Annotated in this window: 20 protein-coding genes and 2 riboswitches; all 20 genes read left to right on the top strand. The window is 47.0% G+C overall.

The annotated features are described in order from the left end of the window. Positions 1–36: 36 nt before the first annotated feature. The 20 genes from LCM00_RS18370 to LCM00_RS18275 all read left to right on the top strand — a co-directional run bounded on the left by LCM00_RS18370 (position 37) and on the right by LCM00_RS18275 (position 19,272). Entirely contained in the window at positions 37–1,212 is a 1,176-nt protein-coding gene (locus LCM00_RS18370; RefSeq protein ID WP_094769825.1) for an acetyl-CoA C-acetyltransferase, read from the top strand. 201 nt (positions 1,213–1,413) lie between these two features. After that, positions 1,414–3,198, top strand: a complete 1,785-nt coding sequence (locus LCM00_RS18365) for an acyl-CoA dehydrogenase family protein (RefSeq protein WP_224904779.1) — start codon at positions 1,414–1,416, stop codon at positions 3,196–3,198. 210 nt (positions 3,199–3,408) lie between these two features. Further along, positions 3,409–3,765: an arsenate reductase family protein gene (locus LCM00_RS18360; RefSeq protein WP_224904809.1), complete on the top strand. Its 357-nt coding sequence runs from the start codon at positions 3,409–3,411 to the stop codon at positions 3,763–3,765. A 71-nt stretch (positions 3,766–3,836) separates the two neighbouring features. Next, positions 3,837–4,223 carry a glycine cleavage system protein GcvH gene (gene gcvH / locus LCM00_RS18355; protein WP_009791493.1) on the top strand — a complete coding sequence of 129 codons (387 nt, stop codon included), beginning with the start codon at positions 3,837–3,839 and terminating at the stop codon, positions 4,221–4,223. A 141-nt stretch (positions 4,224–4,364) separates the two neighbouring features. Next, positions 4,365–4,604, top strand: a complete 240-nt coding sequence (locus tag LCM00_RS18350) for a YusG family protein (protein WP_224904778.1) — start codon at positions 4,365–4,367, stop codon at positions 4,602–4,604. A 222-nt stretch (positions 4,605–4,826) separates the two neighbouring features. Next, a complete protein-coding gene (locus LCM00_RS18345; protein WP_224904776.1) occupies positions 4,827–5,183 on the top strand; it encodes a toprim domain-containing protein in 357 nt (118 codons plus the stop codon). After that, entirely contained in the window at positions 5,180–5,500 is a 321-nt protein-coding gene (locus LCM00_RS18340) for a thioredoxin family protein (protein ID WP_224904774.1), read from the top strand. The genes LCM00_RS18345 and LCM00_RS18340 overlap by 4 nt, the downstream gene beginning before the upstream one ends. 225 nt (positions 5,501–5,725) lie before the next feature. After that, entirely contained in the window at positions 5,726–6,994 is a 1,269-nt protein-coding gene (locus tag LCM00_RS18335) for an MFS transporter (RefSeq protein ID WP_224904772.1), read from the top strand. A 154-nt stretch (positions 6,995–7,148) separates the two neighbouring features. Further along, positions 7,149–7,246: riboswitch (SAM riboswitch) on the top strand. 97 nt (positions 7,247–7,343) lie between these two features. Next, positions 7,344–8,660 carry an O-acetylhomoserine aminocarboxypropyltransferase/cysteine synthase family protein gene (locus LCM00_RS18330; RefSeq protein WP_224904770.1) on the top strand — a complete coding sequence of 439 codons (1,317 nt, stop codon included), beginning with the start codon at positions 7,344–7,346 and terminating at the stop codon, positions 8,658–8,660. A gap of 127 nt (positions 8,661–8,787) precedes the next feature. Beyond that, a riboswitch (SAM riboswitch) is annotated at positions 8,788–8,897 on the top strand. Positions 8,898–9,091: 194 nt separating this feature from the next. Next, entirely contained in the window at positions 9,092–10,117 is a 1,026-nt protein-coding gene (locus LCM00_RS18325; protein ID WP_224904768.1) for a methionine ABC transporter ATP-binding protein, read from the top strand. Then, complete coding sequence (locus tag LCM00_RS18320) at positions 10,110–10,778, top strand: methionine ABC transporter permease (RefSeq protein ID WP_224904766.1); 669 nt, start codon at positions 10,110–10,112, stop codon at positions 10,776–10,778. The genes LCM00_RS18325 and LCM00_RS18320 overlap by 8 nt, the downstream gene beginning before the upstream one ends. A 16-nt stretch (positions 10,779–10,794) precedes the next feature. Further along, entirely contained in the window at positions 10,795–11,643 is an 849-nt protein-coding gene (locus tag LCM00_RS18315) for a MetQ/NlpA family ABC transporter substrate-binding protein (protein WP_224904764.1), read from the top strand. A 148-nt stretch (positions 11,644–11,791) separates the two neighbouring features. Further along, positions 11,792–12,169 (top strand): carboxymuconolactone decarboxylase family protein, encoded by a 378-nt coding sequence (locus LCM00_RS18310; protein ID WP_224904762.1) that lies wholly within the window; start codon positions 11,792–11,794, stop codon positions 12,167–12,169. A 292-nt stretch (positions 12,170–12,461) separates the two neighbouring features. Beyond that, a complete protein-coding gene (locus tag LCM00_RS18305; protein WP_156917020.1) occupies positions 12,462–12,632 on the top strand; it encodes a hypothetical protein in 171 nt (56 codons plus the stop codon). A 390-nt stretch (positions 12,633–13,022) separates the two neighbouring features. Next, positions 13,023–13,808, top strand: a complete 786-nt coding sequence (sufC, locus tag LCM00_RS18300; protein ID WP_009791479.1) for a Fe-S cluster assembly ATPase SufC — start codon at positions 13,023–13,025, stop codon at positions 13,806–13,808. A 17-nt stretch (positions 13,809–13,825) separates the two neighbouring features. Continuing rightward, the gene (gene sufD, locus LCM00_RS18295) at positions 13,826–15,136 is read left to right on the top strand and encodes a Fe-S cluster assembly protein SufD (RefSeq protein ID WP_224904760.1); all 1,311 of its coding nucleotides are present in this window, start codon (positions 13,826–13,828) and stop codon (positions 15,134–15,136) included. Then, on the top strand, positions 15,136–16,365 hold the full coding sequence (locus LCM00_RS18290) for a cysteine desulfurase (RefSeq protein ID WP_224904758.1): 1,230 nt from the start codon (positions 15,136–15,138) through the stop codon (positions 16,363–16,365). The genes sufD and LCM00_RS18290 overlap by 1 nt, the downstream gene beginning before the upstream one ends. Then, positions 16,355–16,798 (top strand): Fe-S cluster assembly sulfur transfer protein SufU, encoded by a 444-nt coding sequence (sufU, locus tag LCM00_RS18285; RefSeq protein WP_009791476.1) that lies wholly within the window; start codon positions 16,355–16,357, stop codon positions 16,796–16,798. The genes LCM00_RS18290 and sufU overlap by 11 nt, the downstream gene beginning before the upstream one ends. 53 nt (positions 16,799–16,851) lie before the next feature. Then, the gene (sufB, locus tag LCM00_RS18280) at positions 16,852–18,249 is read left to right on the top strand and encodes a Fe-S cluster assembly protein SufB (protein WP_224904756.1); all 1,398 of its coding nucleotides are present in this window, start codon (positions 16,852–16,854) and stop codon (positions 18,247–18,249) included. Between the two features lie 177 nt (positions 18,250–18,426). After that, a complete protein-coding gene (locus LCM00_RS18275; protein ID WP_224904754.1) occupies positions 18,427–19,272 on the top strand; it encodes a DUF72 domain-containing protein in 846 nt (281 codons plus the stop codon). The last annotated feature ends 7 nt before the right edge of the window (positions 19,273–19,279 follow it).

Below are 19,279 nucleotides of genomic sequence, written 5' to 3'. Positions count from 1 at the left end.
AATCTCGAACATCCATAGAAAGAGAGGGAATGAACGATGAGAGAAGCAGTTATTGTTGCTGGTGCCAGGACGCCCGTCGGCAAGGCGAAAAAAGGGACGCTTGCCCATGTCCGTCCAGATGATTTGGGGGCACTGGCTGTAAAAGAAACCTTAAGGCGGGCCGGAGGCTATGAAGGGAATATTGATGACTTGATTATCGGCTGTGCCATGCCGGAGGCTGAGCAGGGGCTGAATATGGCCCGCAATATCGGGGCGCTTGCAGGGCTGCCTCATACAGTGCCGGCAGTAACAGTCAACCGTTATTGTTCTTCTGGCCTGCAGACCATTGCTTATGCTGCTGAAAAAATCATGGTAGGCAGTGCGGACACTGTCATCGCAGGCGGAGCTGAATCAATGAGCCTTGTGCCGATGATGGGCCATGTGGTCCGCCCGAATGCAAAGCTCGCGGAAAGTGCGCCTGAATATTATATGGGCATGGGGCATACGGCAGAAGAAGTGGCCAAAAAATACGGCATCAGCCGTGAAGACCAGGATGCATTCGCGGTCCGGAGCCATCAAAGAGCGGCAAAAGCGATCCAGGAAGGCAAGTTCCAGGATGAAATTGTGCCTGTTGATGTAACTTTCCGTTCAGTCGGGAAAGACAATAAGCTTGTTGAGAAAAACGTTCAATTCACTACAGATGAGGGAGTGCGCCCTGATTCAACGGTCGATACACTCGGCAAGCTGCGTCCGGCGTTCTCTGTCACAGGCTCTGTCACGGCGGGGAATTCCTCGCAGACAAGTGACGGCGCTGCAGCGGTCATGGTGATGGACCGGGAGAAAGCAGACTCGCTCAGCCTGAAACCGATGGCCAAGTTCAGAAGCTTTGCTGTTGGCGGTGTGCCTCCTGAAGTGATGGGGATCGGGCCGATTGTAGCTATTCCTAAAGCATTGAAGCTTGCCGGCCTGGAGCTGTCTGATATCGGCCTGTTCGAACTGAATGAAGCATTTGCTTCACAATCAATCCAGATCATCAGGGAGCTTGGCCTTGATGAGGATAAAGTGAATGTAAACGGCGGAGCGATCGCCCTGGGGCATCCGCTTGGCTGTACAGGTGCAAAGTTGACTCTGACGCTCCTGCACGAAATGAAGCGCCGCAACCAGCAGTTCGGGGTTGTCACAATGTGCATCGGCGGCGGCATGGGTGCAGCCGGGGTATTCGAGCTTCTCTAAATGCCATCTATCATATTTAAAAGGTAATTTTTAATAAAAGGGCTCTGTTAGTGTTCTATGCTGATTTTGGGCATTTGTGTGAAACTCTGTTACGCACTCATTTCAGCACAGCTGAAAAAAGCTCAAAATCAGCAGCAATGTTTAACTTAGCCTAATATAAAACCGGAGCCAGCGCTCCTTCAATTGAATGGAGGAAAAAAGATGTCTAACCAAACAGAAAACGTAATCAAAGGCGGAAGCTTCCTTATTGAAGATGTATCTTATGACCGTGTGTTTACACCGGAGGATTATACTGATGAGCAGAAAATGATTGCCAAGACAACTGAGGATTATGTGGTAAATGAAGTAGTCCCGCAGGTTGAACACCTGGAGAACCATGAATTCGACCGCTCAGTCAAACTGCTGAAGCAGGCAGGGGACCTTGGGCTCCTTGGCGCAGATGTGCCGGAAGAGTACGGCGGGCTTGGCCTTGATAAGGTGAGCTCGGCTCTTATCGCTGAAAAAATGTCCCGTGCCGGCGGATTCTCAATCACCCACGGCGCCCATGTCGGAATAGGATCGCTTCCAATCGTTCTGTTCGGAGATGAAGAACAAAAGCAAAAATATCTGCCTCTTTTGGCGACTGGCGAAAAGATTGCTGCCTATGCACTTACTGAACCAGGCTCAGGATCAGATGCACTTGGAGCAAAAACGACTGCAAAATTAAACGCTGAAGGCACGCACTATGTCCTGAACGGCGAGAAGCAATGGATCACCAATGCCGGCTTTGCCGATGTGTTTGTTGTCTATGCGAAAGTGGATGGCGAGCATTTCTCCGCCTTCATCGTTGAAAGAGAGTATCCTGGCGTTTCCACAGGGCCTGAGGAAAAGAAAATGGGCATCAAGAGCTCTTCCACAAGGACGCTGATCCTTGAAGATGCACAAGTGCCGAAGGAAAATCTTCTGGGAGAACTTGGAAAAGGTCATATCATCGCCTTCAACATCCTGAATATCGGCCGCTACAAGCTTGGGGTAGGAGCAGTCGGAGCTTCAAAGCGCGCGTACGAAGTTACTGTACAATATACCAATCAGCGCCAGCAGTTCAAGACGCCGATCTCCCAATTCAATCTTACGAAAGAGAAGCTTGCCAATATGGCGGCAAAGCTGTACGCGGCTGAGAGCTCTGTCTACCGTACTGTCGGATTGTTCGAGGACCGGATGAGCAGGCTTTCAGATGAAGAAGTGAAGAACGGCAAAGAAGTTGCCAACTCTATTGCAGAGTACGCAATCGAGTGCTCCCTGAACAAGTTCTTTGCCACAGAAGTTCTTGACTATATTGCCGATGAAGGCGTACAGCTGCACGGCGGCTATGGTTTCATGGCTGAATATGAAATTGAAAGAATCTACCGCGATTCCCGCATCAACAGAATTTTTGAAGGTACAAATGAAATCAACCGCCTTCTGGTGCCTGGCACTTACCTGCGCAAAGCTTTCAAAGGAGAGCTGCCTTTATTCCAGAAAGCTCAGGCGCTCCAGGAAGAGCTGATGATGCTGATGCCTGAGGAGCCTGGTGATGAGCCTTTGGCACAGGAAAAATATTTAGTGAAGAATGCTAAGAAAATCGGCTTGCTTGCAGCAGGACTCGCAGCCCAGAAGTATGGCAAAGCCATTGAAAAAGAACAGGAAATTCTTGTGAATATTGCAGACATTGTTTCCAATGCCTATGCAATGGAGTCGGCAGTACTCAGGACTGAAAAGGCTATCAGCAAGGACGGCGCTGAAAAGAGCAAGCAAAAGCTTCTTTACACGCAGATTTTCTGCCAGGAGGCATTCAATAAGATTGAACAGGATGCAAAAGAGACTTTGGTTGCAGCAGAGAACGGGGATGCACTCCGCATGATGCTTTCTGCCCTCCGCAAATTCACACGCCACACACCGATCAATCTTATCGCCAAAAAACGCGAGGCTTCCGAGAAGCTGATTGACGCTGAGCGTTATGTACTGTAATCGGAAGTAAAATCCGATTATCTTTGGAACTAAAATGGCAAAGACGCATTGCTCCTCTACCCGGAGGAGCAATTGCTGTTTTTGAACACCCTCGATCTGACGAAATTTTTAAAACTCAAGGTTATGAATTTTGCCGAAAATATGATAGTATGCAATTAAATGGGTGATTAACCTGTGAGTTTGGATAAGAACGATTGGGTGGTGCAGAATTTGGCGCTGAATTTTTACTGGTATCCTAAATGCGGGACATGCCGCAAGGCCAAAAAATGGCTTGAAGAAAACGGCGTTCCTTACCATGAAGTACATATTGTCGAAAATCCTCCTTCACGCACTGAGCTTGAAGATGCTTATAGAAAAAGCTGCCTTGATATTAAAAAATTCTTTAATACGAGCGGCCAGAAGTACAGGGAGCTTGGTTTGAAGGACAAGGTGAAAGCCATGTCCGACACGGAGCTGCTGGACTTGCTTGCATCTGACGGTATGCTGATAAAGCGGCCTTTGGCATTCGACGGCCAAAAAGCGACAGTCGGTTTCAGAGAAGAGGATTTTGCTAAAACATGGCTTTAAGGCATCATCTGCTATTTCCTTTATAGCAAGGCTTAAGCCCGGTAAAGAACTAGAATCTTGGAGGGATTATTGTGAGCAGCATACCTAAGGAATTGCGTTACTCAGAAGAACATGAATGGGTTAAAGTTGAAGGAGAAAAAGTACGGGTCGGCATTACCGATTTTGCCCAATCAGAACTCGGGGACATCGTTTTCGTTGAGCTTCCTGAAGTCGGGGACAGCATCACGGTGAATGAACCTTTTGGAAGCGTTGAGTCTGTAAAGACTGTATCTGAATTATATGCTCCAATCAGCGGCAAGGTGGTTGAAATCAACGAAGAGCTGAATGACAGCCCTGAATTTGTAAATGAATCTCCTTATGAAAAGGCCTGGATGGTCGTTGTTGAGCCTGCAGACAGCAGCGAAGTGGACAAGCTGATGACTGCTGAACAATATGAAGAGATGACCAACGAAGATTAAAAGATAAGCGCCTGTTACAGGCGCTTTTATGCTTTTTCTTTCCGGTTTTTCTATCCCTCACACAATGTAATTAATTTCCCATAGTTACTTTCAGCTAGAAGGGCATTCTATTGTTAAGAAAGCAAAAAGGGTGGGATTCTAATGACACTGAAACAGCAAAAGATCGATATTACCGATCGGGTTACAGGAAGGCTGAAGGACGGGAAGCTGGAGCTTTATCTTGGGAATGAGATGATCGGGGAAGCGCCGATGCCTGAAGGTGCTTCATTTACCCTTGGCCATCATTTCGAGCAGAATGAACAGAAAATTTACCAGCATATTACTTCAACAGAGCAGCCGGAAGCCCGTTATACGGACTGTGATGAAGGCGGCTGGTGCTAAAGAACAGCGGGCATTGCCGCTGTTTTTTTTGCAGAAAAAAGGGTAAATAAGGATTTGCCGGCTCTTTTATGGGCGGATTTTGATAAGGCTTAACGCAGGGAGGGCAGCTTTCAGCAAGTGAGGGAATGCCCGTTTTCCTAAAGCAAGGCAGGAGTTCAACACCATTTTGCCGAACATAGAATAAGGTAAAGTAAAAATATCAACTCCCGTCAGGTGATGAATATGCATGCAGAAAACATAGAAAAGGTAATTATTGTCGAGGGCACTTCTGATAAGCGCAAGGTGAAGAGCATTATTAAGGAGCCTGTTGAAATCATTTGTACGAACGGGACAATCAGCATAACCCGCCTGGATGAATTGATCGACGAATTATTTGATCGCGATGTCTATATTCTGGTGGATGCAGATGAATCCGGCGAAAAGCTGAGAAAGCAGTTTAAACGGGAATTCCCGGAAGCAGCACATCTATATATTGATAAAATGTACCGGGAAGTGGCGACTGCACCTGAGCAGCACCTGGCAACAGTTCTGCTCGGCGCAAATATAGATGTATATGCTGAGTTTTTAGATAGAGGATGATAGGGTTGCAAGAACTGATAATTGGGGATTTGGAGCGGTATGAAAAAGACAGGGAGACATGGATGCTCTATCTTTACACACCGATGTGCGGAACATGCCAGATGGCTGGACGGATGCTGTCAGTTACCCTTGAGGTACTGCCGGGGATTGAATGCAGGCAGGCAAACTTGAACTATTTTCCTGACCTGGCCGGCAAGTGGTCAGTAGAAAGTGTTCCCTGCCTGCTATTTTTCCGGGAGGGAAAGCTGGCAGAAAAGATATACGCATTCCACTCTGTTCCATACCTGCTGGAAAAAACAAAAGAATATCTGCTGTGAATAAGCAAGCCTGTACTGGAGGGGGGATACCCGACTGGTACAGGCTTTTTACTGTTTGCGCATCTGTCCGCGGCCGGTGTCCAGGGGTTGATATAGCCGATGGATAAAATAATTCCAAAACATTTCACAGAAATAACAGAAGATTCCGAGTAAAAGGATAGCTTTTTTCCCAAAACGATATTATGATTATTTAGGGAAACGAAATAAATTCGAGGAGCATACATAATGGCTTTCTATCAGGAATGGGCTGAACAGATCCGCGGATATAACAGTAATATACGCCGGGCTTTTGCAGCCAATATTTTCACGCAAATCGGAATGGGCATTTTTATGGTCATTTATAATTTTTATATACGGGAGCTTGGCTATTCAGAGCAGGTGAATGGCCAGATTATCGCGATGACTGCACTGGCGACAGCCCTTGTGCTGATCCCTGCCGGCCTCATGAGCGACAGGATCGGCCGGAAGAAGGCTATGCAGTTCGGGGCTGCTGCAACCGGTGTAATCCTGCTTGCCAGGAGCATGGTTGACATGCAGAGCCTGCTTATACTGTTTGCCTTTGGCACAGGGCTGGGGACGGCCTTCATCCAGGTATCTTCCATCCCCTGGCTGACTGAGAATTCAAAGCCTGAGCAGAGAGTGCACTTGTTCAGCATTCATTTCGCTGTCATGACAGGGGCCAATGTTATTGGCAATTTAAGCGGCGGACTGCTGACTGACTTGTTTGCTTTTTATTTCTCCGAGCTGGCGAGCATACGATTTACTTTGCTGCTGGGAGGAGCCATCTATTTGGCGGGAATATTTCCGATACTCCGCTTTCAGGAAAAGCGGATCGATAAAATCCCGCAAATCGGCGGAGCTAAAGGAAGCGCACGGTTTTCTCTGAAGGACGAGGGTTTCAAGATCATCATTCTGTTCGCTGTCGCCCAGCTGTTTATCGGATTTGGGGCAGGCCTTGTCATACCTTATCTGAACCTGTATTTTGCAGATCGTTTCAATGCGTCAAATTCTGCAATCGGCCTTATTATTTCACTCGGGCAGGCAGCTACGGCGGCAGCCATGATCATTGGCCCCCAGGTGGTAAGGAGGATCGGGGAGGTGAAGGCGGTCGTTTTCCTGCAGCTTTCCTCCCTGCCTTTCCTGCTCCTGACTGCTTATACAGAGAATTTATGGCTGGCTGCCATGGGCTTTCTCTTCAGGCAGGCTTTAATGAATGCTGGAAATCCAATCCAGATGTCCTTGATGATGTCGAAGGTGGATGATTCAAAAAGAGGGCTGGCAAGCTCGGTCAATCAGATGGTATTCAATCTGGGCTGGGCAGTAATGGGACCTGTCTCTACAGGCATTGTCATCAAATACGGAGATTATTGGGGATATTCTATTGTCTTCACGATTACTGCGGTATTGTATTTAATAGGCTCTACATACTTTTTTGTCGTATTCAGAAGGCTTTCAGAGCCTGCCGGAAGAACAAATACAGCAAAGATTGTTTAATCAGCAGATATTTCTCGGGAAATTGTCATAAGGCTTTCAATTTGTCGAACGCAGGCTATAACATTATATCTGAACTTTCTAAAAAATCTGTTGACTCTTTTTTGCTGGTTATGATACTATCATTTTAACTTCTAGCACGCTAAAAATTTCATATTTCTTATCAAGAGAGGTGGAGGGACTGGCCCGATGAAACCCGGCAACCGGCATGAACCGGTGCTAATTCCAGCAGAGCATGACTCTGGCAGATAAGTTGAGCGAAAAAGCCCCTCTTCTGCAGAGGGGCTTTTATTTGTCACCAGCAGTGATCCGGCATAATGAAAATATTCGAAAAACCGAAGGAGAGATAACAATGGCAGAGAAGCAAAAGAACTATCGATTTGAAACACTTGGTGTACACGGAGGGCTGCAGCCTGATCCTGCAACAGGGGCAAGGGCAGTGCCGATCTATCAGAATAATGCATATCAGTTCCAAAATACAGAGCACGCCGCCAATCTGTTCGGCTTAAAGGAGCCGGGCTATATCTATACAAGAATCCATAATCCGACAGTTACTGTATTTGAGGAAAGGGTCTCACTGCTTGAAGGCGGCGTGGGGGCACTTGCTGTTGCAAGCGGCCAGGCTGCCATCACTCTTGCCATCCTGAACATCGCCCAGGCCGGAGATGAAATTGTAGCAGCTTCAAATCTTTATGGAGGGACGTATAATTTATTTGCTGTGACCCTTCCTAAATACGGAATCAATGTGAAGCTGGTCAATCCCGAGGATCCGGAAAATTTCAGGGAGGCCATCACCGAAAAAACAAAAGCAGTGTTTGCTGAAACAATCGGCAATCCGAGCTTAAAGGTCCTTGATATAGAAAAAGTGGCCGAAGTTGCCCATGAGGCCGGCATACCGCTGATTGTTGACAATACATTTGCCACTCCATATCTTTGCAGGCCGATTGATTTCGGTGCAGACATTGTGATTCATTCAGCAACAAAATGGCTGCTGGGAAATGGTACAACAATGGGGGGAATCATTGTAGACGCAGGCCGTTTTGATTGGAATTCAGTGAAATTCCCGGGCTTCACCAATCCGGACCCAAGCTACAATAACCTGGTGTACAGTGAAGCAATCGGTGCGGCAGCTTTTATCGTCAAAGCTAGAGTCCAGCTGCTGAGGGACCTGGGGCCGGCACTCAGTCCGCAGAACGCATTCCAGTTCACTCTTGGTCTTGAAACACTGCATGTGAGGATGAAAGAGCATATCAGCAATACAAAAAAGGTGACAGATTATCTAAAGAATCACCCTTCTGTGACTTGGGTGCTTTATCCGGGGGATGAAGACCATCCTGATAAGGCACTTGCTGATAAGTATTTGCCTAAAGGAGCCGGAGCTGTCGCTGTATTTGGGATTGAGGGAGGCAGGGAGGCCGGCGCCAAGCTGATCAACAGCCTGGAACTGTGGGCGCATGTAGCCAATGTCGGCGATGCCAAAAGCCTCATCATCCATCCTGCCAGCACCACTCACCAGCAGCTTGATTCAGAAGGCCTTAAGTCAGCAGGTGTGCCGGAGGATCTGATCCGCATTTCTGTGGGCATAGAAAATGCCGAAGATCTGATCGAGGACCTTGAGCAGGCAATTGAAGCTGCAACGGGAAGCCATTCGCTGGCTGGGAAGGTGTGAACTTCAGGAATCAGCCGGTAATTTTTAGTATTAAACTTTGTTGTTGACACCCTTTTTCATCCATGATACGATAGCACTCGTAATTCAAAAATGGCTAATGAATGAAAATAAATTTCATATATGATAGCTCTTATCAAGAGAGGTGGAGGGATGTGCCCGATGAAGCCCGGCAACCGTCAATGTTTATTGAAATGGTGCCAATTCACACAAAGCTTTTAAAGCTTTGGCAGATGAGAGAAAGGTTTTTCCATCATGCCTTTCTGCTCACATGCAGAAAGGCATTTTTATTTTTACAGAAAAGTCTCCTGTCTTGAAGCCATGGAATAATCTTGCCCTGGTTTCAGGAAACTACTTTTAAGAGGATTAGCAGGAGGTTATATCTCTGTAAAGCCATTTGTCTAATTGGATATAAAAAGAGGTGAATACGGCAATTGATTTCAATAAAAGATGTTAAAAAGATATACTCGTCAAAAAAGGGTCCGGTCAAAGCGGTTGATGATGTCAACCTTGAAATCAGGGAAGGTGAAATTTTCGGAGTGATCGGATACAGCGGTGCAGGGAAAAGCACCTTGATCCGGATGCTGAACGGACTTGAGCTTCCCTCAGAGGGAACGGTCACGGTCGCCGGCAGGGAGATTTCAAAAATCAGGGGTGCAGAGCTGCGCAAAGCGCGCCAGGAAATCAGCATGATCTTCCAGCACTTTAATCTTCTCTGGTCAAGGTCCGTAAAGGACAATATTGCATTTCCGCTGGAAATTGCGGGAGTGCCGCGCCAGGAAAGAGAAAAAAGGGTAACCGAGCTCATCAGGCTGGTCGGCCTCGACGGCCGTGAGGATGCATATCCTTCACAGCTGAGCGGCGGGCAGAAGCAGCGCGTCGGGATCGCCAGGGCACTTGCCAATAACCCGAAGGTGCTTCTGTGTGATGAGGCAACTTCGGCACTTGATCCTCAGACAACGGATTCCATTCTGGACCTGCTTGTGGACATCAACAGCCGTCTTGGATTGACCATAGTACTTATCACCCACGAAATGCATGTGATCAGGAAGATCTGCCATCGGGTGGCTGTCATGGAAGGCGGAAAGGCCGTGGAAATCGGCCCTGTCCTTGAAGTCTTTAAAAACCCGCGCGAGCAGATCACAAAGAGATTTGTCCAGCAGGTCACAGAACCTGAGGAAACAAGAGAGACTGCAGAGGCCTTGCTTGGATTGTATCCGCACGGGAAAGTTGTACAGCTGTCCTTTGTCGGGGAATCGGCTGAACAGCCGCTCATCACGAATCTGATCCGTTCCTTTGAATTGACCGTGAATATCCTTCAAGGTAAAATCTCGCAGACACAAAACGGCTCTTATGGAACATTGTTCATCCATCTTGATGGGCAGGCTGACGAAATTGCCAAAGCGATTGAATATATCCATGCACAGCAGGTTGGCGTGGAGGTGATTTCGAATGCTTAATGAATTTTTTCCGAATGTTAACTGGGATAAGATGTGGGAAGCGACAAATGAAACGCTCTATATGACAGGCATCTCCGTTGTGGTCACGTTTATACTGGGAATCGTGCTCGGCCTGCTGCTTTTCCTTACTTCAAGGGGGAACATCTGGCAAAATGCACTCATCAATAAAATTATTGCGGCGTTTGTCAATGTATTCAGGTCCATCCCGTTCATCATCTTAATTGTATTGTTGATCCCGTTCACGAAATTTCTTGTGGGAAGCATGATCGGAGAAAACGCAGCATTGCCTGCCCTGATCATCGGCGCAGCACCATTTTATGCCCGTATGGTTGAAATTGCTTTGCGGGAAATAGATAAAGGCGTCATTGAAGCAGCAAAGTCGATGGGTGCCAGAACGAGCACAATCATCTTTAAGGTGCTCCTGCCTGAATCCATGCCGGCTCTTGTATCCGGGATTACCGTTACAGCCATCTCGCTTGTGGGCTTTACCGCAATGGCCGGAGTCATCGGTGCAGGCGGACTTGGGAACCTTGCTTATCTGGAAGGCTTCCAGCGGAACCGCTTTGATGTAACCCTGATGGCGACGATCGTCATCCTTCTGATTGTGTTTATCATCCAAGTCATTGGAGACATCATAACTTCTAAACTAGACAAACGATAAAAGGAGACTTTAACTAATGAAAAAATGGTTATCACTTGTATTGGCACTTGCCGTAGCGCTCGTCATTTCAGCATGCGGAACATCCGAAGAAAATGCTGATGGAGGAAACGCGGACAGCGGGAAAGAAGAAACATCCAAACTGGTTGTGGGAGCTTCCAATGTCCCGCACGCTGAAATTCTGGAAGAAGCTAAGCCGCTTTTGGAAGAAAAGGGAGTAGAACTTGAGGTCGTAACATTCCAGGATTATATCCTGCCTAACCAGGCACTGAATTCCGGCGAGCTTGACGCAAACTATTTCCAGCACATCCCGTATCTTGAATCACAAATTGAAGAAAATGATTATGATTTTGTTAATGCAGGCGGGATCCACATTGAGCCTATCGGTGTGTACTCAAAGAAATACAAGAGCCTTGATGAGCTTCCTGACGGCGCAAAAGTCCTGATGAGCAACTCAGTTGCTGACCATGGCCGTATCCTGACTATGCTTGAAAAAGAAGGCCTGATCACTCTTAAAGAAGGCGTAGACAAAGTGAAGGCAACAATTGATGATATTGAAACAAACGAGAAAAACCTTGAGTTTGATACAGAATATGAAGCTTCACTCCTTCCGCAGATCTACAACAACGATGAAGGCGATGCAGTTCTGATCAACTCTAACTATGCTATTGATGCAGGCTTGAATCCAATTGAAGATTCCATTGCAATCGAAGACAAGGAATCCCCATATGTGAACGTAATCGCTGTTAAGAACGGTGACGAAGATAAAGAAGCGGTTAAGGCGCTTGTTGAAGTGCTTCACTCTAAAGAAATCCAGGATTTCATCCTTGAAAAATATGAAGGTGCAGTTGTTCCTGTATCTGAGTAATAAAAGAAAAAAGGCAGCCGCTGAAAAAGCAGGCTGCCTTTTCTTATGCCAAAAAACAGCACATGCGGTTCCATTTGAGCCCGCATAGCATTTCTGAAAATAAAACATACTAACGGTGTTAAAGATTTCAGGAATGGAGTGGACACGAATGGAGCATTCATACGAACCGTCAAATTCAATCGAAGCAGCTCTTCATGACTATAAAATGGGCCTTGGCACATTTACACAAAAAATGCCGGATCTGGCCAAGCATTATAATGCATTCACAGAGGCATGCTTTAAAGAAGGAAGCCTCTCCCAAAAGCAAAAGCAGCTGATTGCCCTTGGAATCAGCCTGTATTCTCAGGATGAATACTGCATTATCTATCATGTGAAAGGCTGCCTAGACCAGGGGGCAAGTGAGGAAGAAGTACTTGAAGCAGTCGGCGTAACAGCGGCTTTTGGCGGCGGCGCAGCAATGAGCCAGGCAGTCACCCTTGTGCAGGAAGCAATGGATGAATTGAATCAGGGGCAGATGAAGCAATAAAAGCAGATCTATATGATAAAGCAGCCCTGCCTGGAAGCAGGGCTGCTTCCTTTTTTGCCTGCTGTATGGGCTCTTGGAAGAGAGACAACCTTTATATGGAAGAATTCAGCCGGAATTGTAAGGATGGCGGAGATGAGGTCTCTTCAACAGGGGATACCTTAATGAATTATAAAAAATGAGGTTTTTTCCTGTTTGAGCGTGGTATATGAGGAGTGTTACGATATTCCATGAGTAAAATAAATCGCGGAAGCGACAAAATCGAAAGGATTGATTTACTATCAGTCAGCTGGACTTGAATTACACAAGTGAAATGGAAAAAGCGATGCATAGTGCCCACGGTGTCGGCTATGAGGTATACAGCCGAAAACATGATGTACGGATGAGCGTAGAAAAAAGGCGCGAGCAGGACTATCTGAAAAGCCAGCGTATGGTAGCGGATCTGGAAAGAAAAGTACATTCTTAAGAATTATATATAATAAGGAAGAAAAACAGTTGAAACCAGTGTGATGCCGCACTGGTTTTTCTTTTAGGATAAAGCGGAACAGGAACAGTAGGAGCCCGGACTATACTTATGTTAAACTGTAGGGACTGCACCCGAATTCATGTACATTGAAAGCCGCTCTGCAGGGAAAAATAGTTTGGACATGCCTGGATTTCCAGTTTTCGATCCAGGGAAGCGGAAAGAGTTTAGCCAATAAAAGTTCTTACCAGATAATTAATACTATCTGCGTGTTGTTAAAGAGTTGCTAACACTTTCTATTTGTTATAAGATTGTAATGAGAATAAAATGAGAATAGAGATTTGCGGCTATTGCCGGTATATACAAATCTTTTTTATTGACGGAGGTATAATGATGGCTGGATCTACACTTAAAATTAATGATCTTCATGTTTCTATTGAGGACAAAGAAATTCTTAAAGGGGTCAACCTTGAAGTGAAAGGCGGAGAAATCCACGCGATTATGGGTCCTAACGGAACCGGTAAATCAACCCTTTCATCTGCAATCATGGGACATCCTAAATATGAGGTAACCTCAGGAAGCATTGAATTGGATAATGAAGATGTACTTGAGATGGAAGTGGATGAGCGTGCGCGTGCAGGCCTGTTCCTTGCCATGCAGTATCCAAGTGAAATCAGCGGAGTTACAAATGCGGACTTCCTGCGTTCTGCGATCAACAGCCGCATGGAGGAAGGCAATGAAATTTCACTGATGAAATTCATCCGCAAAATGGACAGCAAGATGGACTTCCTTGAAATGGACCAGGATATGGCACAGCGCTATCTGAATGAAGGCTTCTCCGGAGGCGAGAAAAAGCGCAACGAAATCCTGCAGCTGATGATGATCGAACCGAAAATCGCCATCCTTGATGAAATCGATTCCGGATTGGATATTGATGCCCTGAAGGTTGTTTCCAAAGGGATCAATGAAATGCGCGGCGAAGATTTCGGCTGCCTGATCATCACTCACTATCAGCGCCTTCTTAACTACATCACTCCTGACCATGTGCATGTCATGATGCAGGGCCGCATCGTTAAATCAGGCGGGCCTGAGCTGGCACAGCGCCTTGAGGCTGAAGGTTATGACTGGATCAAGAAAGAACTTGGCATTGAAGACGAAACCGTAGGGCAAGAAGCGTAAGCGTTAGGGGGATCACGATGACTATTGAAACGAAATTGCCGTTTGACAAAGAGTATATCAGCTCTTTTTCAAAAGAAATGGGTGAACCGGCCTGGCTGACAGACCTGCGTGTAAAAGCTCTTGCTGACGCTGAGACGCTGCCAATGCCGCGACCTGATAAAACAAAGATCGATAAATGGAACTTCACACAGTTTGAAAAGCATATAGTGGAAAGCGAAGATTTTGGCTCACTTGACAATCTTCCGGAAGAAGCAAAATCTTTGATTGACCTGGATAAAGAGAGCAAGAACCTTTATATCCAGCGCAATAACCGTCCGACACATCTTTCCCTTTCGAAAGAACTGCAGGACCAGGGAGTCATTTTTGCGGATATCTTCACAGCTGCACGCGAATACGGCGACCTTCTGCAGAAGTATTTCATGAAGGATGGCGTTAAGGTGGATGAACACCGCCTGACAGCACTTCATGCAGCACTTCTGAACGGCGGGGCATTCTTATATGTGCCGCGTAATGTTGAGGTGTCTGAGCCGATCCAGGCGATCTATCTGCATGATGACAAAGAAGCCAATGTCTTCAACCATGTACTGATCGTAGCTGAAGATAACAGCAGTGTTACTTATGTTGAAACATACCTCTCAACGATCGATTCAGCAGACGGGATTTTTAATATCGTCACTGAAGTGCTTGCAGGAACTAACAGCAGGGTGCAGTACGGAACAGTTGATAACCTTGCAAAAGGAATCACTACGTATGTTAACCGCCGCGGCAGGGCTGAACGGGATTCCCGCATTGAATGGGCTCTCGGGCTCATGAATGATGGAAACACAATTTCCGAAAACGTAACGAACCTGATTGGGGACGGTTCTGTCGGCGATACGAAGACTGTTGTCGTCGGTCGCGGGGAGCAAAAGCAGAACTTCACGACAAGTGTCGTCCATTACGGTAAAAATACAGAAGGCTATATCCTTAAGCATGGCGTTATGAAAGAGAGTGCCTCTTCCATCTTCAACGGCATCGGCAAGATCGAACACGGTGCAACGAAATCGAATGCAGAGCAGGAGTCCCGCGTTCTGATGCTGAGCGAAAAGGCGCGCGGAGACGCAAACCCGATCCTTCTCATTGATGAGGATGATGTAACGGCAGGCCACGCGGCATCTGTCGGCCGTGTGGATCCAACACAGCTGTACTACCTGATGAGCCGGGGAATTCCGCAGACAGAGGCAGAGCGCCTTGTCATCCACGGATTCCTTGCTCCGGTCGTGAAAGAACTTCCGATCGAAGGAGTCAAAAAGCAGCTTGTTGATGTGATTGAAAGGAAAGTAAAGTAATGGATTTCAAGGATATCCGTGAACATTTCCCTATTCTGAACCAGGAAGTCAACGGAAGGCCTTTGGTTTACCTTGACAGCGCCGCAACTTCCCAGAAGCCCGTACAGGTCATCGAGGCATTGGACCAGTATTACCGCGGGTATAACTCCAATGTCCACCGCGGGGTGCATACCCTTGGTACAAAAGCGACGGATGCGTATGAAGGTGCAAGGGAAAAGGCCAGGAAATTCATTAATGCCCGTTCGATTGAGGAAGTTATCTTCACGAGCGGGACAACAAGCGCATTGAATATGGTCGCTTCAAGCTATGGAGGAGACAATCTTTCCGAAGGTGATGAAATTGTCATCTCCTATATGGAGCACCACAGCAATATCATTCCGTGGCAGCAGGCAGCCAAAAGGGCCGGAGCGGTGCTGAAATATGTCCCTCTTCAGGAGGACGGCACCATTTCACTGGAGGATGTCCGCAAGACGGTTACAAGCAGTACGAAGATTGTCAGCATTATGATGGTGTCCAATGTCCTTGGCGTCATGAACCCGATCAAGGATATCGCGAGGATTGCCCATGAAAATGGCGCGATCATGGTGGTGGACGGTGCACAGGCTGCGCCCCATATGAAGGTGGATGTCCAGGATCTTGACTGCGACTTCCTTGCTTTTTCTGGACATAAGATGTGCGGCCCGACCGGGATTGGCGTCTTATACGGCAAAAAGCAGCTTCTTGAAAACATGGAGCCTGTACTCTTCGGCGGAGAGATGATCGACTTTGTTGATCTCTATGATTCTACCTGGAAGGAGCTTCCCTGGAAGTTCGAGGCCGGCACCCCGATTATTGCAGGAGCCATCGGCCTTGGTGCAGCAATTGATTTTCTTCAGGAAGTCGGCCTTGAAAACATTGAAGCTCATGAGCATAAGCTTGCCGCATACGCAATGGAAAAAATGTCATCGGTTGAAGGCATGACCATCTATGGACCGAAGAATGCCGGCGAGAGAGCGGGACTTGTAACCTTCAATCTTGATGATGTCCATCCGCATGATGTGGCGACTGTCCTTGATGCTGAAGGAATTGCGGTGAGGGCAGGCCATCACTGTGCACAGCCGCTGATGAAATGGCTGAAGGCTTCGGCAACGGCACGGGCCAGTTTTTACCTGTACAACACGGAAGAGGATATTGATAAGCTTGTTGAAGGACTTGTTAAAACAAAGGAGTATTTCAGCGATGTCTTTTAATAATTTAGATACCCTGTACAGGCAAGTCATTATGGATCATTACAAGAACCCCCGCAATAAAGGGGTTCTTGAAGAAGATAACAGCTTGACGATCAATATGAACAATCCAACCTGCGGAGACAGGATCCAGCTGACGCTTAAGGTTGAGGATGGGAAGGTGGCGGACGCCAGATTTGACGGCGAAGGCTGCTCCATCTCAATGTCTTCAGCATCTATGATGACCCAGGCTATCAAGGGCCAGAAAGTTGAAGATGCCTTAAAGCTCTCAAAGATCTTTTCAGATATGATGCAGGGCAAAGAGTATGATGAAGACTTGGATTTGGGTGATATTGAAGCACTGCAGGGCGTTTCAAAGTTCCCGGCCCGCATCAAATGTGCGACTCTTTCATGGAAGGCTATGGAAAAGGGCCTGAAGGAAGAAGAACAACAATAAACGGCAAGACAGGGCTCTAAGGCCCTGTCTGCCCTGAATGGAGGAAAACGACGATGGCAAAAAAGATGCCTGAAATCGGTGATTATAAATACGGATTTGCCGATAAAGACGTTTCCATTTTCCGCTCAAAACGTGGTTTGACGAAGGAAATCGTAGAGGAAATTTCAAAGCTGAAAGAAGAGCCTCAGTGGATGCTTGACTTCCGTTTAAAATCTCTTGAACATTTCTACAACATGCCAATGCCTCAATGGGGCGGAGATTTAGCGTCATTAAACTTTGATGAAATCACTTATTATGTAAAGCCTTCTGAAAAGACAGAACGCTCATGGGACGAAGTGCCGGAAGAAATCAAGCAGACGTTTGACAAGCTTGGCATCCCGGAAGCGGAGCAGAAGTACCTTGCAGGTGTTTCTGCGCAGTATGAGTCAGAGGTTGTTTACCATAATATGCAGGAAGACCTTGAAGCAAAAGGAATCGTATTCAAGGATACAGATTCTGCTTTAAGGGAAAACGAAGATATTTTCCGCGAGCACTGGGCGAAGGTAATCCCTCCGACCGACAATAAGTTTGCGGCTCTGAACTCTGCTGTATGGTCAGGCGGTTCCTTCATCTACGTGCCAAAAGGCATAAAGGTGGATACTCCGCTTCAGGCTTACTTCCGCATCAATTCAGAGAATATGGGGCAGTTTGAGCGCACGCTCATCATCGTGGATGAAGGCGCCCATGTACACTATGTTGAAGGATGTACAGCTCCAGTCTATACAACGAACTCCCTTCACAGTGCAGTTGTAGAAATCATCATCAAAAAGGATGCCTACTGCCGCTATACAACAATCCAGAACTGGGCTAACAATGTATACAACCTTGTAACAAAGAGGGCTGTATGTGAAGCCAATGCCACAATGGAATGGATTGACGGAAACATCGGCTCCAAGCTGACAATGAAATATCCGGCTGTTATCCTGAAAGGAGAAGGCGCCCGGGGCATGACCCTTTCCATCGCACTTGCAGGGAAAGGCCAGCACCAGGACGCAGGGGCAAAAATGATCCACCTTGCTCCAAATACTTCTTCTACAATCGTATCAAAATCAATCTCCAAGCAGGGCGGTAAAGTAACATACCGCGGAATCGTGCACTTCGGCCGCAAAGCGGAAGGCGCTCGTGCAAATATTGAGTGCGATACATTGATCATGGATAATCAGTCTACTTCTGATACAATCCCATACAATGAAATCCTGAATGATAATATTTCGCTTGAACACGAAGCGAAGGTATCAAAGGTTTCGGAAGAGCAGCTGTTCTATCTGATGAGCCGCGGCATCTCCGAAGAAGAAGCGACAGAAATGATTGTAATGGGCTTCATCGAGCCATTTACAAAAGAGCTTCCAATGGAATATGCAGTTGAAATGAACCGTCTGATCAAGTTCGAGATGGAAGGTTCAATCGGCTGATCAAGCTTGAGCCCATCCGGGAATTTTGCCGGATGGGTTTTTTGCTTTTATTAAGGCACCTTGAAAGCGGCCTGACGGATGTTCTTGTATAATGGAGCCAAGAGTGCTTCGTGGTTTTTCCAGGCGTGAAAGAGGGAAAATAGAACGTTACATAGAGAACGGGAAGGAGGCGGCAGCATGATCAATATAGGACTTACAGGCTGGGGTGATCATGACAGCCTGTATAAAAAGGGCATATCCCCGCGTGATAAACTGAAGGAATATGCAGCATATTTCCCCATTGTAGAGGTGGATGCTTCTTTTTATGCTGTCCAGCCTCTGAGGAATGCACATAAATGGACAGAAGAAACGCCTGACGGCTTTGAATTCATCGTAAAAGCCTACCAGGGGATGACCGGCCATCAGCGGGGAGAAATCCCTTTTGACAGCAAGGAAGAGATGTTTACAGCGTTTAAGGAGTCCTTGCAGCCTTATATTGCCAAGGATAAGCTCGGCATGGCACTTTTTCAGTTTCCGCCATGGTTTGACTGCCGAAGGGAAAATGTTGATTATCTGCGCTGGTGCAAGGAGCAGATGGAGGATATCCCTTGCGCGCTGGAATTCCGTAATCAAACGTGGTTCTATCCGGGAATGAAGGACAAGACATTAAGGTTCATGGAGCAGGAAAAATGGATCCACAGCATTTGCGATGAACCCCAGTCCGGCGAGGGGTCTGTCCCAACAGTCCTGGAAAGTACCCATCCGGAAAAGGCACTTGTCCGTTTCCATGGAAGGAACGTGCATGGCTGGCAGAAAAAGAATGCGGAGAATTGGCGGGAAGTGAGATACCTCTACCGCTATAATGAGGAGGAGCTTTCCAGCTGGGCCCCGGCGCTCAGGGAACTGGAAAAAAGCACAAAGAAGGTATATGCTGTCTTTAATAATAACTCAGGCGGGGATGCGGCAGATAATGCTCTCCAGCTGGTTGATATGATGGGAATTGAGTATACAGGCCTGGCTCCCCGGCAGCTTGATCTGTTCTAAAATGAGG

It is taken from the genome of Bacillus infantis, assembly GCF_020171945.1.
GTDB classification, from domain to species: domain Bacteria; phylum Bacillota; class Bacilli; order Bacillales; family Cytobacillaceae; genus Bacillus_AB; species Bacillus_AB infantis_A.
The sequence above is the reverse complement of the archived record's forward strand: the minus strand, read 5'-3'. Positions and strand labels throughout refer to the sequence as shown.